At 40.9% G+C, this 13,185-nt stretch carries 12 protein-coding genes; 2 read left to right on the top strand and 10 right to left on the bottom strand.

Features of this window, described 5'->3' with window-relative positions; translation table 11 throughout:
• Positions 1-184: 184 nt before the first annotated feature.
• The 9 genes from KA713_08110 to KA713_08150 all read right to left on the bottom strand — a co-directional run bounded on the left by KA713_08110 (position 185) and on the right by KA713_08150 (position 10,736).
• Complete coding sequence (locus tag KA713_08110) at positions 185-757, bottom strand: hypothetical protein (protein UXE68524.1); 573 nt, start codon at positions 755-757, stop codon at positions 185-187.
• A gap of 160 nt (positions 758-917) precedes the next feature.
• Positions 918-1,505 (bottom strand): LON peptidase substrate-binding domain-containing protein, encoded by a 588-nt coding sequence (locus KA713_08115; protein ID UXE68525.1) that lies wholly within the window; start codon positions 1,503-1,505, stop codon positions 918-920.
• Between the two features lie 39 nt (positions 1,506-1,544).
• Positions 1,545-2,789, bottom strand: a complete 1,245-nt coding sequence (locus KA713_08120) for a metallophosphoesterase (protein UXE68526.1) — start codon at positions 2,787-2,789, stop codon at positions 1,545-1,547.
• A 54-nt stretch (positions 2,790-2,843) separates the two neighbouring features.
• Positions 2,844-6,245 (bottom strand): efflux RND transporter permease subunit, encoded by a 3,402-nt coding sequence (locus KA713_08125; protein ID UXE68527.1) that lies wholly within the window; start codon positions 6,243-6,245, stop codon positions 2,844-2,846.
• A gap of 87 nt (positions 6,246-6,332) precedes the next feature.
• Positions 6,333-7,460 (bottom strand): efflux RND transporter periplasmic adaptor subunit, encoded by a 1,128-nt coding sequence (locus KA713_08130; protein ID UXE68528.1) that lies wholly within the window; start codon positions 7,458-7,460, stop codon positions 6,333-6,335.
• 19 nt (positions 7,461-7,479) lie between these two features.
• Positions 7,480-8,916 (bottom strand): TolC family protein, encoded by a 1,437-nt coding sequence (locus tag KA713_08135; GenBank protein ID UXE68529.1) that lies wholly within the window; start codon positions 8,914-8,916, stop codon positions 7,480-7,482.
• Positions 8,900-9,559, bottom strand: a complete 660-nt coding sequence (locus tag KA713_08140) for a TetR/AcrR family transcriptional regulator (GenBank protein UXE68530.1) — start codon at positions 9,557-9,559, stop codon at positions 8,900-8,902. Before KA713_08140 ends, KA713_08135 begins: the two co-directional genes overlap by 17 nt.
• 140 nt (positions 9,560-9,699) lie before the next feature.
• Positions 9,700-10,047 carry a hypothetical protein gene (locus tag KA713_08145; GenBank protein ID UXE68531.1) on the bottom strand — a complete coding sequence of 116 codons (348 nt, stop codon included), beginning with the start codon at positions 10,045-10,047 and terminating at the stop codon, positions 9,700-9,702.
• A 134-nt stretch (positions 10,048-10,181) separates the two neighbouring features.
• A complete protein-coding gene (locus tag KA713_08150) occupies positions 10,182-10,736 on the bottom strand; it encodes an RNA polymerase sigma factor (protein ID UXE68532.1) in 555 nt (184 codons plus the stop codon).
• A gap of 279 nt (positions 10,737-11,015) precedes the next feature.
• Here KA713_08150 and KA713_08155 point away from each other — a divergent pair, with 279 nt between their 5' ends.
• Together KA713_08155 and KA713_08160 are read left to right on the top strand one after the other, a co-directional pair.
• The gene (locus KA713_08155) at positions 11,016-11,552 is read left to right on the top strand and encodes an ORF6N domain-containing protein (protein ID UXE68533.1); all 537 of its coding nucleotides are present in this window, start codon (positions 11,016-11,018) and stop codon (positions 11,550-11,552) included.
• On the top strand, positions 11,552-12,361 hold the full coding sequence (locus KA713_08160) for an alpha/beta hydrolase (GenBank protein ID UXE68534.1): 810 nt from the start codon (positions 11,552-11,554) through the stop codon (positions 12,359-12,361). Before KA713_08155 ends, KA713_08160 begins: the two co-directional genes overlap by 1 nt.
• Here KA713_08160 and KA713_08165 read toward each other — a convergent pair.
• Positions 12,333-13,160 carry a hypothetical protein gene (locus tag KA713_08165; protein UXE68535.1) on the bottom strand — a complete coding sequence of 276 codons (828 nt, stop codon included), beginning with the start codon at positions 13,158-13,160 and terminating at the stop codon, positions 12,333-12,335. The two genes, KA713_08160 and KA713_08165, sit on opposite strands and share 29 nt — an antisense overlap.
• Between the last annotated feature and the right edge of the window lie 25 nt (positions 13,161-13,185).

The following is a 13,185-nucleotide window of genomic DNA, read 5'->3' on the forward strand; positions in this document are numbered from 1 at the left end:
AAATAGAAAATCGTTTGCGTTAGTAGCAAAAGAAAAGACAGCATTATCATCGAAGAAAAAAGCCCTTCTACCATCAATTTTAAGACACGCATAAAATCAATCTACCTACAACGATTGCACTGTGAGTAAACAAAAAAGTCTCAATCGCTTGAGACTTTTTTCATTTCGTGCTATTGAGGTAGTGCTAAAATGACTTCGATCCGATTAGACCACTTGCATCGTGTACTTCAATTGTATAGTGAGCCAAATCCTTTAGGTTGTATAGTCTTCCAAACCCACCTTGTACAAATTGCGATTCCTCAAAAACCGTTTCTTTTGCTTCGTTTAATACCTTGATGATAACCTCCCCTTTTCGCAATGAGTATACCGTGAGTGCAACTTTGTTTCGTTCTGTATCGACAGCACTAATTCGAACAGATTTTTTAGAATTGACTTCTTCATGAGAAATGATTTCTGTCCTTACAGAAACCCCATTATCAATTGTCACTGAATAATTACCTTTAGGCAATGATGAAAAATTGTAAGGTCTTGTAAAACCATCCGTATCCTTAATCAATTCTTTAAAGATCAATTCACCCTGGTCATTTTTAATGCTAATCTTAACGGTACTTTTTTCATCACCCTGGTACATTACTTTAAAAACAGATTCTTTCGCTTGTGATTTTACCACAGCAAAATCCGATTCATTCGTTCCCTTCGCAGACGCAACAGTTGCTACTCCCAACAACACAATTGCCATTACAAAATTTTTGGTCATGGTTTTATTTTTTTTTGTTAGACGTACCAACAACCCATGAAGTTTCAACTTTTTTGTTATTAAAATGTAAAATGATTTTCTGTATTGTTACCGAACAGTGTTCGTATAGAAGTGAACACTTTTTACTCGTCTCTAAAAATAATTAGTGCAGTGTGCGAAACTAATTGAGATGAAATACGTGCTTAGACTTTTCAGTCTTTTCCAGAAGTTGCAATTGGTAATTTAATTGACTAAGCAAGAAGGCTTCTTTCTTCTCATCGGCTTGATTTACAAATTTCAATTTCCCTTCTAAGTCCATGTTTAATTCGTTCGCAATATCGAACGGTGAGATTCGTTTCGGCACGTTCGAAACATTTACATGATGCAGGTACTCTTTGTATTTTTCAAGCAAAGGCGCAGTCGCCTGATTGGTCATATCTACTTCCAATAAATATACATCGGCTCCTGGATATAGTTTATCGCGATGGGTACGATACAAGGCTTCTAACTTGAATAGATCATGGCACTTCACAATAATGTCAGATTCACCCGTTGGGTAGCGCTTGATCACACTCTCCAACTTTACGACCGATCCGAACTTTTGAACATTCGATATATGATTGAAGTAGATACCAAATGATATATCTCGTGTCTCTGCGTCTTGGAGCAATTGCCTGTATCGTGGTTCAAAAATATGAAGCGGAACCATCTCTCCCGGTAACGGGAAAATGGACAGCGGAAACATAGGGATGGAAACCAATTCGCTCATTTGGGTCTTTAACACACAATAACACCAAAAGGTTATTGACTAGGCTCTTTTCAGCTCAAAAATCGTAATCTCTGGCGGCATACCCACCCGCCCGGGGTAGCCAATGTAGCCAAAACCTCTGTTTACATACAAGTATTGATTGTCTTCTTGATAGAGGCCGCCCCATTGTTTGTAGGCATATTGGGCGGGCGTCCAAGTATAATCGCCAATGCTAACCCCGAATTGCGTGCCGTGAGTGTGGCCTGCAAACATCACATCTATGTCTTTAAAAGCAGGCCGAACTTGTGCATCCCAATGGGTGGGGTCATGCGAAAGCAAAAGTCTTACGGCTGCCTCTTCGCTGCCTTTGTATGCTTTCTCAAGATCTCCATGTTTGGAAAAACGTGTTCCCCAATTTTCAACTCCAATTAAAGCGAGCTTCTCTCCTCCTTGTGTGATGATTCGGTTTTCATTTAACATCAAATCATAACCCAATAGGCGATGCGCTTGTATGAGATCATTAAAGTTCTGTTGTTTTTCTTGTTCTGATTTCCATGGTTTGTAATCACCGTAGTCGTGATTGCCCGTAATGGAAAAAACACCAAGCGGTGCACGAACTTTATTGAAGACATCAATGAAGCCATTTACTTCTTTGGTTTCGTTGTTTACCAAATCTCCCGTAAAGAAAATCAAATCTGGTTTTTGTTTGAGGAGCATCTCAATACCCCCCTTCACCGCTGTCTTGTTCCAAAAACTTCCCGAATGAATATCGGAAATCTGACCAATGGTCAATCCATCAAACGATTTTGGAAGATTCGGAAGTTTGATGGCCACTTTGCGAATGCGGTAATCGTGCGCACCAGAAATAACACCCCATGTAAAGGCCGTGAACGGAACAGCCGAGGCCACCAATGCTGCCTTGGACAAAAATTCAGAGCGCGAAATGGCTTCACCAGGCAAGGAAGATGGTTTACTTTGAAATTGAGAAACAATCCATCGCACGCCTCTTTGTAAATCATCTACGAATAAAAACAGAATTCCTACCACTTTTGAAAAGTAAGTGGCGATGATACCCGTAATAATCCAGTTGCGAAAATTTGCACTGTAACGATAAGGGTCATCAAACATCCACCAAAGCAATGCGAGTACACACAATGCAGTAGGAACCCAAAATCCGTAGCGAATAACTGACCGCCCAAGTGGTGACCAGTTCTTACTCACAACCAAAATCCCCTGAAAGAAATAATAGTCAATCAGTAAAAAGAGGAGGATGAAAATGAATACCGTCATAAGCCTGTTTCTCATAAAAAAACTAAGTCGTCCTTTTGAGAGACGACTTAGAGTGATTTTTATTTTAGTTTAACTCAAAACTACTTCTTGCTCCTCGGTCGACAACGGTTTGGGTCTGCTTTTAAATATGCGCTGCTTTAGTTTCGCAACCAGCAGATACATGACCGGTACCAAAAACAAGGTTAAGAATGTACCGAATATCAATCCGAAAATCATTGTCCATGACAAGGGTCCCCAGAAGGCCACGTTATCGCCACCAAAATAAATGTGTGGGTTAAGTTCCGTGAACAAGGTTACAAAGTCGATGTTCAAACCAACGGCCAACGGAATTAATCCGAGTGTGGCCGCCATCGCAGTCAACAATACGGGTGTCATACGCGTCTTCGCTGCTTCGGCAATTGCCTCCCGAAGTTCCATTCCCTGTGCCACTAACAAATCGGTAAACTCCACCAACAAAATACCATTGCGCACCACAATTCCCGCCAAGGCCATGATACCTACACCCGACATCACAATGGAAATCTTCATCATAAACAACGAAAAACCAATCAGCACGCCAATGATACTAAAAAGAATTTCAGCCATGATGATGATGGGCTTACTGGTGGAATTAAACTGCGTTACTAAAATCATAAAGATTAATCCGAACGCAATTAAAAATGCCACTCCCAAAAATGCAGAAGTTTCTGCTTGGTCTTCCTGCTCGCCCGTCATTTTTACGGTTACACCATCGGGTGTAGAGAAGCCAGAAAGTTTATCTTGAATATCAGCCACTACGTTATTGGCATTGTAATCACCCAAAACATTCGAAGAAAGAGTGATCACACGCTTTTGATTGATCCTGCGGATACCCGCGTAGCTATTCGAGTATTCTGTTTTCGCTACTGCCGACATTGGCACTTGGCGCACTTGGCCGCCCATGCTCATATCGCGGTAGGTCAAGGGCAAGTTCATTAACGTGTTGATGTCGTTTCTATATTTTTCATCCACGCGCAAGGTAATTTCGTAATCATCGTTTTCATCGCGGAACTTAGAAACTTCACGGCCGTTGATGGCGGTGTTCAATGCCAGACCTATTTGCGCTGTGGAGATACCTTCGCGGTTGGCTTTTTCACGATCAATCGAAACAATAATTTCGGGTTTATCACTTTGGAAATCTGATTTTAATTCTTCCACACCCGGCACTTGCAGCGAATCTAAATAACGCTTTAATCGGTCAGCAGTAGAAACAAGGACACCAAAATCCTCTGCCGCAACTTCAATATTCACAGGCTTTCCAGTCGGTGGTCCGTTTGCCTCTTGATTAACCGAAATCTCGGCTCCTTTCACACCTTTTACAGCCTCACGAATTTTATCCAAATATATTTTAGTCGATTGGCTATTTCGCTTGGCGAAATTCACGAAGGCCACTGATACTTTCCCCAAATGAGGTTGTGGGTTGGTGCCAGCAAATTGATCTTCAGATGCGCCAATAGAAACATTCGAAATAATTGACTCGACTATAGGATTGTTTCTGCCGACCACACTCACCACCTTCTCCTCTACAATGTTAGTCACCGAATCCGTAACTTTTTGGTCGGTGCCGATTGGCAACGTTACATACGCGAAAATAAAATTAGGGTCGCCTTGCGGGAAAAATACTACGGGTGGTTTTCTCCAAGCGGTAAAACCGATTGAAAGAAAAAACAATGCAATTACTGCTACAACCACCCAAATAGGGCGATAGGCAATCAAAAACTTGCTAACAATTTTCTTGTAGCCTTCTTGCACGCCAGGCCAAAAATCAGTTTGGAAATGAGAAATCACACGTACCAAGTAAAAATGATACAACGCATACACACCAAACATAAAGATGGTGAAGTTGCCCATGCCAAACCAACCCACTACATAACTCATCAGAGCCAAAGAACCCATAACAATGGCTGTCACTTTAAAACCACGGGTGATCTTGCTTTTGTTTTCATGATCGTGATTGTGCTCCGTCATAAAATCTGCCGCAAAAACTGGGTTGATGATATAGGCCACTAGCAACGAAGCCAACAAAGCCACAATCAAGGTGATGGGTAAGTACACCATGAACTTACCAATAACGCCCGGCCAAAAGGCCAGCGGAATAAAAGGTGCCAACACAACCAAGGTACCCGACAATACAGGCAAGAACACTTCACCTGCAGCAATTTTAGCTGCTTTGCGAATGGGCACTTTTCCATTATCAAACACACGGTGCGTGTTTTCAATCACCACAATGGCATCATCCACAACAATTCCCAAAGCCAACAAGAATGAGAACAACGTCATCAAGTTAAATGTGTAGTCCAGAACGGGAAATACCAAAAAAGCAATAAAGCTAGAAATCGGAACCGACATAGCAACGAAGAACGCGTTAGTAGCACCCATGAAGAACATCAAAATAATGACGACCAGCACGAAACCAATGATGATGGTATTGATCAAGTCATGCAAGGTGGTGCGTGTGTTATCTGATTGATCGGCTGTAATCGTAATATCCGTGCCGGGAGGCAAAATATTTGCTCTGAAATTTTCAACAATCGCATTGATTTGATCAGACGCAATAATCAGGTTCTCACCGCTTCTTTTGATTACGTTCAACGTGATTACGTTCTTCTCATCTAAACGTGCATAGCTGTCTTGCTCCTTGTGCGAATCAATTACATCTGCTATATCTTTCAAATAAATTTTACCGCCCTTGGTAGAGCCAACCACGATGTTAGCCAATTGTTCGGCTGATTTAAACTCACCATTTACAGTAAGTGAGCGTTTCATGCCATCGACCGAAAGCTGACCACCCGGAATAATGACGTTCTCACTAGCCACTGCTTGCTGCACGTCATCTAAGCTGACGCCAGCACTGGCCAGCTTAAACATATCGATGTTGATTTGAATCTCGCGAGTTAAAGCTCCAACAATGTCCACTCTTCTGATTTCACGAATGCCTTCGATCGCATCTTGCAGTTGCTCGGCATACTTTTTCAGTGTGGTCAAATCATAATCGCCAGAAAGATTGACGTTCATGATCGGGGCTTGCGAAATATCGATTTCAATTACTTGCGGATCGTCTTTCAAATCAGATGGTAAATTGGGCTTGGCGCGATCGACCGCATCTTTTACTTCTTGCTTCGCTTTGGGTACATCAATATCCGTCTCAAACTCGATAATCACATTTGAAAAACTTTGTACGGAATTGCTTTTTATTTTCTTTACCCCGGAAATCGACTTTACTTCTTTCTCGATTTCTTTCGAAATCAAATTCTCAATATCCGATGGGGAAGCACCCGGATAGATGGTAGCCACAAAAATTTGCGGAAACACTACTTCGGGAAAATTCTCTTTCGGCAAACTTACGTAGGTAAACATACCCGCCAAGCAAACAATGACGGTGGCCACGTAAATGCTCACTTTGTTATCAATCGCCCAACTGGTGGGGCCAAATTCTTTTTCGATGTCTTTCATAAATTCAAGAAGTTAGAAGTTAGAATTTAGAAGTCAGAATTACTCATCAGAAATTCTATATCCTGACTACTGACTTCTATATTCTTTTTAGATTTTAATCAATTCACCATCGTTCAAACCTTGGTAGCCAACGGTAATAATTTTGTCGCCAGCTTTCAAGGTATTCACTTGAGCCAAGTTGCCATAGACACCTACCACCTCTACCACATTTTTCTTAGCCACCAGTTTGCCATCCATGGTTTCAGCGGTGTACACAACTTTTTGTCCGTTGATGTCTTGCACCACGTTAACAGGCACCACAATCGCTGCTGCTTCAGAATGAAATATTACTTTCAACTCTCCCGACATATTGGGCCTAAAATCATTGCTGCTGATCAAAGCTACCTCTACGGGAAACGTGCGCGACAATTGGTTGATGGCTTTGCCAACAAATGTCACTTGCCCACCAACTGTTTTCTTTAAATCGCTAAAGGCGATTTGCACTTTGTTCCCTTTCTTCACTTCGGTAACATACGCTTCAGAAACATTGGCAATAAACTTTAAGCGATCGTTGCTCACCACCCGAAATGCAGGAGCACCGGGAGCCGTGTTTTGGCCAATTTTAACTTCCACTGCATCTACCGAGCCATTGATGGGTGATTTGATGCGCGCCATGTCCAACTGCTCATTGAGCGTGGCCAATCTTCTCTCCAAACTTTCTTTATTGTTTTTTGCTTGCAGGTATTGCACCTCCGTTCCAATTTTTTGGTCCCACAGATTTTTTTGGCGATTGTACACCGTGGTTGCCAAATCTAAACTTGATTTAAGTTCTTCAATTCCACGAAGCGTGAGCGAATTATCGATTTGCGCCAAGGTTTGTCCTTTGGTAACTACATCTCCCTCGCGCACAAATACCTGCACGATAATGCCCATCGTTTTGGCACTCACCATAATGTTATCGACCGCCTCGATGGCACCTTGTGTTTGAATGTAGTGATCAAACGGACGAGGCTGAAGCTCTGCTACGGCCACGTCTTTTGATTTTGCAGTGGATGCCTCCGGATTTGACTTTGAAACTTCTGCTTCAAGGGTTTTAATTTCTTTAGCAAGTTCTGTTTGCTTGGCTTTTAGTTCTTTTAGCAATGCTGCTTTATCATTTGACTTTCCACCACAGGCTGCCAGTATTATAGCAAGGGATGTTCCTAAAATTAGAGTTGAGTATATTTTTGGTTTCATATTGTTGGGATTCTGATTTTTATTTTTGTTGGGGTAATAATTTTCCGAAGGCTTTATCAAGATCTACTTTGGCTACCATGGCATCAAATAGCGCTGAGTAATAATTTGTTTGAGCTTGGCGTAAACTATTTTCAGCATCTACAACCTCTAAGTTAGAGCCAACGCCTTGTTCGTACTTTATCTTAGTTATTCTAGCAATGTTGCTGGCCAATTCCATATTCTCACTCTGCGAGTTCAATGAGGTGATTGCATTTTCAAAACTAATGGAAGCTTGCTTGGTCTGTAGATCAATTCCCTGTTTGAGGCTTTTAAATCCGTTATCAATCTTTTGAAGAGTTAACTTTTCTTGCTGGATTTTAAATTGACGTTGAAAACCTGTGAATATATTCATACTGAGTGTCACTCCGAATAATGAATATCCATACCATTTATCTGGGCCAATCGAGCCATTGTCCTTAACATTTGTATTTGTTGTAAAAATTCCACCAATACCGTTTGATTGAGTGAAGTATCCTAAATTGGCAAATCCAGAGATAGTTGGTAAAGCGCCAGCATATTGATTCTTAATGTTCAATTGCTGAAGGCGTTGGTTTGCTTCAAGGATTTTGTAATCAGGCCTTTGCTTGTAGTCCCATCCATCACGATAATTTACTAGATCCGAATCAATTTTAACTTCTTCTATTTTCCCAATGATGTCAATAGGTTTATCGATTGGATAATTCATTTGGAATTTCAGTAGTTCAGTGCTAAGACTATTTAGCTTTGAAAACTTATCTCGCTCAGACTTTAAATTATTATAGGCCACACGAATTCGATCAACATCTATTCCCTCAGCAAATCCGTTTTTATTAAGTGCGATAGTATTTCTTAGTAAAGAATCAAACCTTGCAAGATTGCTATCGAATAAATCTGTTCTCTCACGATTAATTAGAACAGAATAATAAGCTTTTGTTACTTGTTCTACTATCTGCTCTCTGGTTTGGTTTGCGGTTTTAAAAGATAAATCTTTATAAGCCTTTGATGCTTGCAAGCCCACTAAATAATTTCCACTAAAGATTAATTGATTGATTGTAATACCTGCATCACCAGAGCTTTGAAGCTGAAAGGGACTTTGCTGTGCTAAAATATCTCCATCATTGGCACCTGAGGTTGGAGGAAAAAAACTAAAACCAGTTGTGGAGGTTGAATATCTACCAAAAAATCTTCTCAACTGTTCATTGTGCTGAATCGCAACACTACCACTCACTTGAGGTAAGCCTAAACCAACGGTTTCTCTTACCCTGGCAATGGCTATTTGCTGATCAATCTCCGCATTCTGTGCATTAATAGAGTTCTTCAACGCATACTCAATGCATTGCTCTAATGTAAACGAGGCACTCGCTTGCTCTTGCGAATAGGAGCTAGTTACTGCTCCCCAACTAATGGTAAAAATTACTAATCTATAAAATCGTTTCATGTTTGGGTTGATTTATTTTGGTGTTGTTGATATAATTTTCTTTGTATTTCAAATAAAGTTTCTTTCCTTTTTCGGTGGTCAATCCATATACAAAATGCTCAAACAATTGAGTCTGTACTTCTGCCAAGTTGAATTTTGCCGAAGGGAAAACACGTTCATCAAATGACATTTCAATGACGCCCAACCTTTTGGCCGCCAAGATGTGCGGGTTGATCTCAGGTCGAAAATGCCCGTCTGCAATACCTTGTTTGATATTGCGCACCACCGAATTATAGATATAGCCTGATTTGTATTCTTCCCAAATGGCCCAGGCTTTTGGGTGAAACTTTTGAATATCGTGCAAGAGCGTTGGATTCATGGCCTCCATGTCGCGCTTTAGGCAAATAGCAATCTTGTGCAATTCATCAATAGCGTTCTCGGCATTTTTCGTGATTTCCTCATACTCGCATTTATCGGCTGCCATGTGCGATTTTGAAACCGTGGTTACCAATTCCTCTTTGTCGGCAAAGTATTGGTACAGCGTTTTCTTTGATACCGACAAGTGTCGGGCAATGTCATCCATCGAAATGCTACGAACACCATACTTCATAAAAAGCAGCTCTGCCCCTTTCAATATCTTCTCGCGTGTCTCTTTTTCTTCCATACTAATTTCCAGTAAGCGGGCGTAAAACTATGGAAACTTTTATTATCACAAAAGTTTCCACGGTTTTTTAGTACGGAATTTCAATCGTTAGGTTTCGTGACGCGGGTTATTTTTTTAAGAATTAATCAGCGAAATTGAATTCAACCGATTGTGGAGCCATCTTTCTGCGAAGGCTCGCGATAACACCACTTGTCTTTCATCTTTTGTTTGAACCGTTCACGGTCTTCGGCAGACATGTTTTGCCATTTCTCTTTCCAATGACCACGCCACCTGTGTGGTGCGTGGCCTTTTCCTCCAAAACCAGAGAAAAGAATTTTACTCAATACCAACAATCCAAGTGTTTGCCAGAAAGATATCACCGGTCCGTTAAAGAGCACGGGCACCAACCAATTCCACAAATACATGGTAACCAATGTAAACGCTGCCACTGCAACTATCCCCAACGCTACCATCATCAACACTTTTGCAATCCATTTTCCACGTTTCATAAAATTTCTATTTTAGCTTTTCAATAAATTTAAACATTCATTTTTTCAATCTTCTTGGTCTTGGGGCTTAGGTCTTGGGACTTGGGTACCCAACCACTCCCAATACCTAAGTCCTAAGTCCCAAGTCCAAATCCCTAAGTCCCAACTACATCATCATAAAATTTCTGCAACCTCTTTCTGAGTGCCAGTATCGCATACCGTTTTCGCGAAAGCAAGGTGTTGATGGACACACCTGTCTCTTCGGCTATTTCTCTAAATCCCTTTTCTTCAATTTCATTTTGAATAAAAATCTCGCGCTGATCGGCTGGCAATTCGGCCAATGCATCGGTGATTTCGTCCCAAATGGCTTCGCGCAAAAGAGTGGATTCGGGAGAGTTATCCAAATCAGGTAAAATATCTTGAAGCGTTAGTGGTGCATCTTCATCCTTGCCCGATACCAGTTCAAAATCCGTCTGCTTGGGTCGGCTCGCATCGCGCCTATAGCGGTCAATGATCTTATTGCGCGCCACACTATACAACCACGAGGTCACGCGGTCCAAGGATTCAATTGTTTCGTAGCCTGCCACAAATTGGTAAAACACATCCTGAAGTATATCCTCCGCCTCTTCCAACGTAGACACACGGTTGCGGATAAACCCCAACAGCTTGTCTTTCTCCTTCAGGAATGTGTTTTCTTTTATTTGCTGCATCGCCAAGTCCATCTGCTGCCCCAATTTCCATCATAGACGGGAGTGGGTATGGATTTATTTTACAAAGCTGAAGAAAAAAGTTGGCAGTCCTCCTTCGTTGAAGCCACGGAGGATAAATAGGCAGTAAAGCGGAAAAGCATTTCCCTAAGGTCACAATTTGTGTCCTTAGAAAATTTGAAAGCGCCTAAATCTTGAGGTCACAAATTGTGACCTCAAGACTGGTTAAACAACAAAAGAACTCTTAGAAATTGCTACTTTTAATCGAGTAAACAGAACGTGATGAAGAAGGATTCTCTTTTACCAGAAGAAAGGATTTTAAGAAAAATCATAATTCTTCGTGATCAAAAAGTAATTTTAGATAGTGACTTAGCTGAGTTGTACGGTGTGCCAACGAAAGTACTGAAGCAAGCTGTAAGAAGAAATATGGATCGGTTTCCCAAAGACTTTTTGTTTGAGTTAAATGAATCTGAAACAAGATCTCTAAGGTCACAAATTGTGACCTTAGAGACAGGCAGAGGAAAGTACTCAAAATATAGAGCCTTTGCTTTTACAGAACAGGGGGTCGCCATGTTGTCCAGTGTATTGAATAGCCCAACTGCTGTTTCAGTAAATATTCAAATAATGAGGGTATTCGTAAGAATGAGGCAACTTGTCACTTCGTATAAAACCTTATTAGAAAAGATAGAAAAACTCGAAGCTTCCGATAATGACAAAAACAAGCACATCAGGAATATTTACGGAATTATAAAAGAGCTTTTAGAGCCTGCCATAAAAACAAGAAGGCCAATCGGTTTTAAAACATCAAAATCGAAGTGATGGCCGAGTCTATTTTCTATCAAGATAGTCAGCTACTATTTCATCGCTATGGAACTGGAAAAAAAATACTCTTGCTCTTCCACGGCTTCGGACAAGATAATCGGGTATTTCAATCTTGGGAAGAGATCTTAAAGGAGGACTACATCCTATATGCATTCGATTTGTATTTTCATGGGCAGAGTTATTGGGGGAGCCGAAAGCCGTTGGAAAAATGGGATTGGAAAAATATACTCGAACAATTTATTCGTCAAGAACAACTCACTCGTTTTGAAGTGGCGGGTTTTAGCATGGGCGGCAAATTTGCATTAGCTACACTAGAACTCTTTCCAGAGCGAATAGAAAAAATATACTTGTTGGCACCCGATGGGATTAAAACCAGTTTTTGGTATAGCCTGGCCACCTACCCTATTGCTACACGCTATTTTTTCAAAAGTATGATTTTGCACCCCAGTCGATTACATTCATTGGCCAAATTACTTCGAGCCTTTCGGTTGGTTGATAACGGATTGTTGCGGTTTGCCGAAAACCAAATGAACACCGAAGCGAAACGCAGACAAGTTTATTACACATGGGTGTACTTTAGGCATTTGAAATTTGATTTAGATAAGATTGCTTCGGTCTTGAATCAAAAAGAAATACCCCTCACCATGATTGTGGGAAAATTTGACAAAGTAATTCAACCTAAAAACATGGAAGGCTTTCTATCCAAAATAAGAATCAAGAAGTTCAAAGTTTTAGAAGCCGGGCACAATGATTTGATAGCCAAAAGCGCGGAGGCAATCAAAAAGCAAAATGATAGCCTATGCTAAAGGCTACAGGTAGCAAAGGATTATCTATCCGAACGCCAGGAGTAGATTTCAATACATTATAATAATCAGTAGCCTCTTTAGATCGAAAGGGAACCAATAACTCAAATGCCCAAAATGCGTTTGTGTTTCTTCGTTGCTTCACCATTACTCCCGCACCAACAGACATACCATAGAAGAACTTGTTTAACTGCGATGCCCCAGAAATAGCATAAGCCGCATTGTAACCATACATAACGTTTAAGATAAAAGATGCACGTTTGTCCGGAGTCGCCCGGAAATTTAAACCCGCATTGTAGCCAAACCCGGCAAAGGCATAACCCCCACCAAAAAACACGCCTAAATTTTTAGATGGCAGCAGAGTCAGTCTGCCTCCTATGCCGCCATAGTCTAGGCCTATTCCAATTCCGAAATCGCCCGTAACTGCAGTACTGGCGAAATCAGTATTTGGTCTGTTTGAATATTCATTTATGGTTGTCTTAGCGACTGGCTCAGGTAGCTTCTTTTGTTGATCCAAATTACTGAGGCGTTCGCCTGCGCGGTAAACAGCTATTGGATAGGTACGCAAAATGTTAGCAAACACTTCTTTTTTATCGTACTCTTCCTTGCTTTCAAATCGAATCGAATAAATCTCACTCATATTAAAACTACCAGCTTTTGAAAAAAGTAAATTATCGGATATAGCCGTAATTTCGGTTTTTACCTTCGTGCTATCGTTTAAGGTAATGAGTGTGTTTTGAGCTAAACCATCTAACGTCAAAAATAGATTTAGCAGGATTGAAAGAATGCAAAAGCGTATCATGTAACGGATTAATTATATGGTTCAA

Source organism: Chryseotalea sp. WA131a, from assembly GCA_025370075.1.
Classification (GTDB): Bacteria; Bacteroidota; Bacteroidia; order Cytophagales; family Cyclobacteriaceae; genus ELB16-189.

What these genes read in the sequence shown, in the direction of transcription:
- KA713_08110 (UXE68524.1), bottom strand. Translation starts at nt 757, where the DNA reads ATGACCAAAAATTTTGTAATGGCAATTGTGTTGTTGGGAGTAGCAACT.
- KA713_08115 (UXE68525.1), bottom strand. Translation starts at nt 1,505, where the DNA reads ATGAGCGAATTGGTTTCCATCCCTATGTTTCCGCTGTCCATTTTCCCG.
- KA713_08120 (UXE68526.1), bottom strand. Translation starts at nt 2,789, where the DNA reads ATGAGAAACAGGCTTATGACGGTATTCATTTTCATCCTCCTCTTTTTA.
- KA713_08125 (UXE68527.1), bottom strand. Translation starts at nt 6,245, where the DNA reads ATGAAAGACATCGAAAAAGAATTTGGCCCCACCAGTTGGGCGATTGAT.
- KA713_08130 (UXE68528.1), bottom strand. Translation starts at nt 7,460, where the DNA reads ATGAAACCAAAAATATACTCAACTCTAATTTTAGGAACATCCCTTGCT.
- KA713_08135 (UXE68529.1), bottom strand. Translation starts at nt 8,916, where the DNA reads ATGAAACGATTTTATAGATTAGTAATTTTTACCATTAGTTGGGGAGCA.
- KA713_08140 (UXE68530.1), bottom strand. Translation starts at nt 9,559, where the DNA reads ATGGAAGAAAAAGAGACACGCGAGAAGATATTGAAAGGGGCAGAGCTG.
- KA713_08145 (UXE68531.1), bottom strand. Translation starts at nt 10,047, where the DNA reads ATGAAACGTGGAAAATGGATTGCAAAAGTGTTGATGATGGTAGCGTTG.
- KA713_08150 (UXE68532.1), bottom strand. Translation starts at nt 10,736, where the DNA reads ATGCAGCAAATAAAAGAAAACACATTCCTGAAGGAGAAAGACAAGCTG.
- KA713_08155 (UXE68533.1), top strand. Translation starts at nt 11,016, where the DNA reads ATGAAGAAGGATTCTCTTTTACCAGAAGAAAGGATTTTAAGAAAAATC.
- KA713_08160 (UXE68534.1), top strand. Translation starts at nt 11,552, where the DNA reads ATGGCCGAGTCTATTTTCTATCAAGATAGTCAGCTACTATTTCATCGC.
- KA713_08165 (UXE68535.1), bottom strand. Translation starts at nt 13,160, where the DNA reads ATGATACGCTTTTGCATTCTTTCAATCCTGCTAAATCTATTTTTGACG.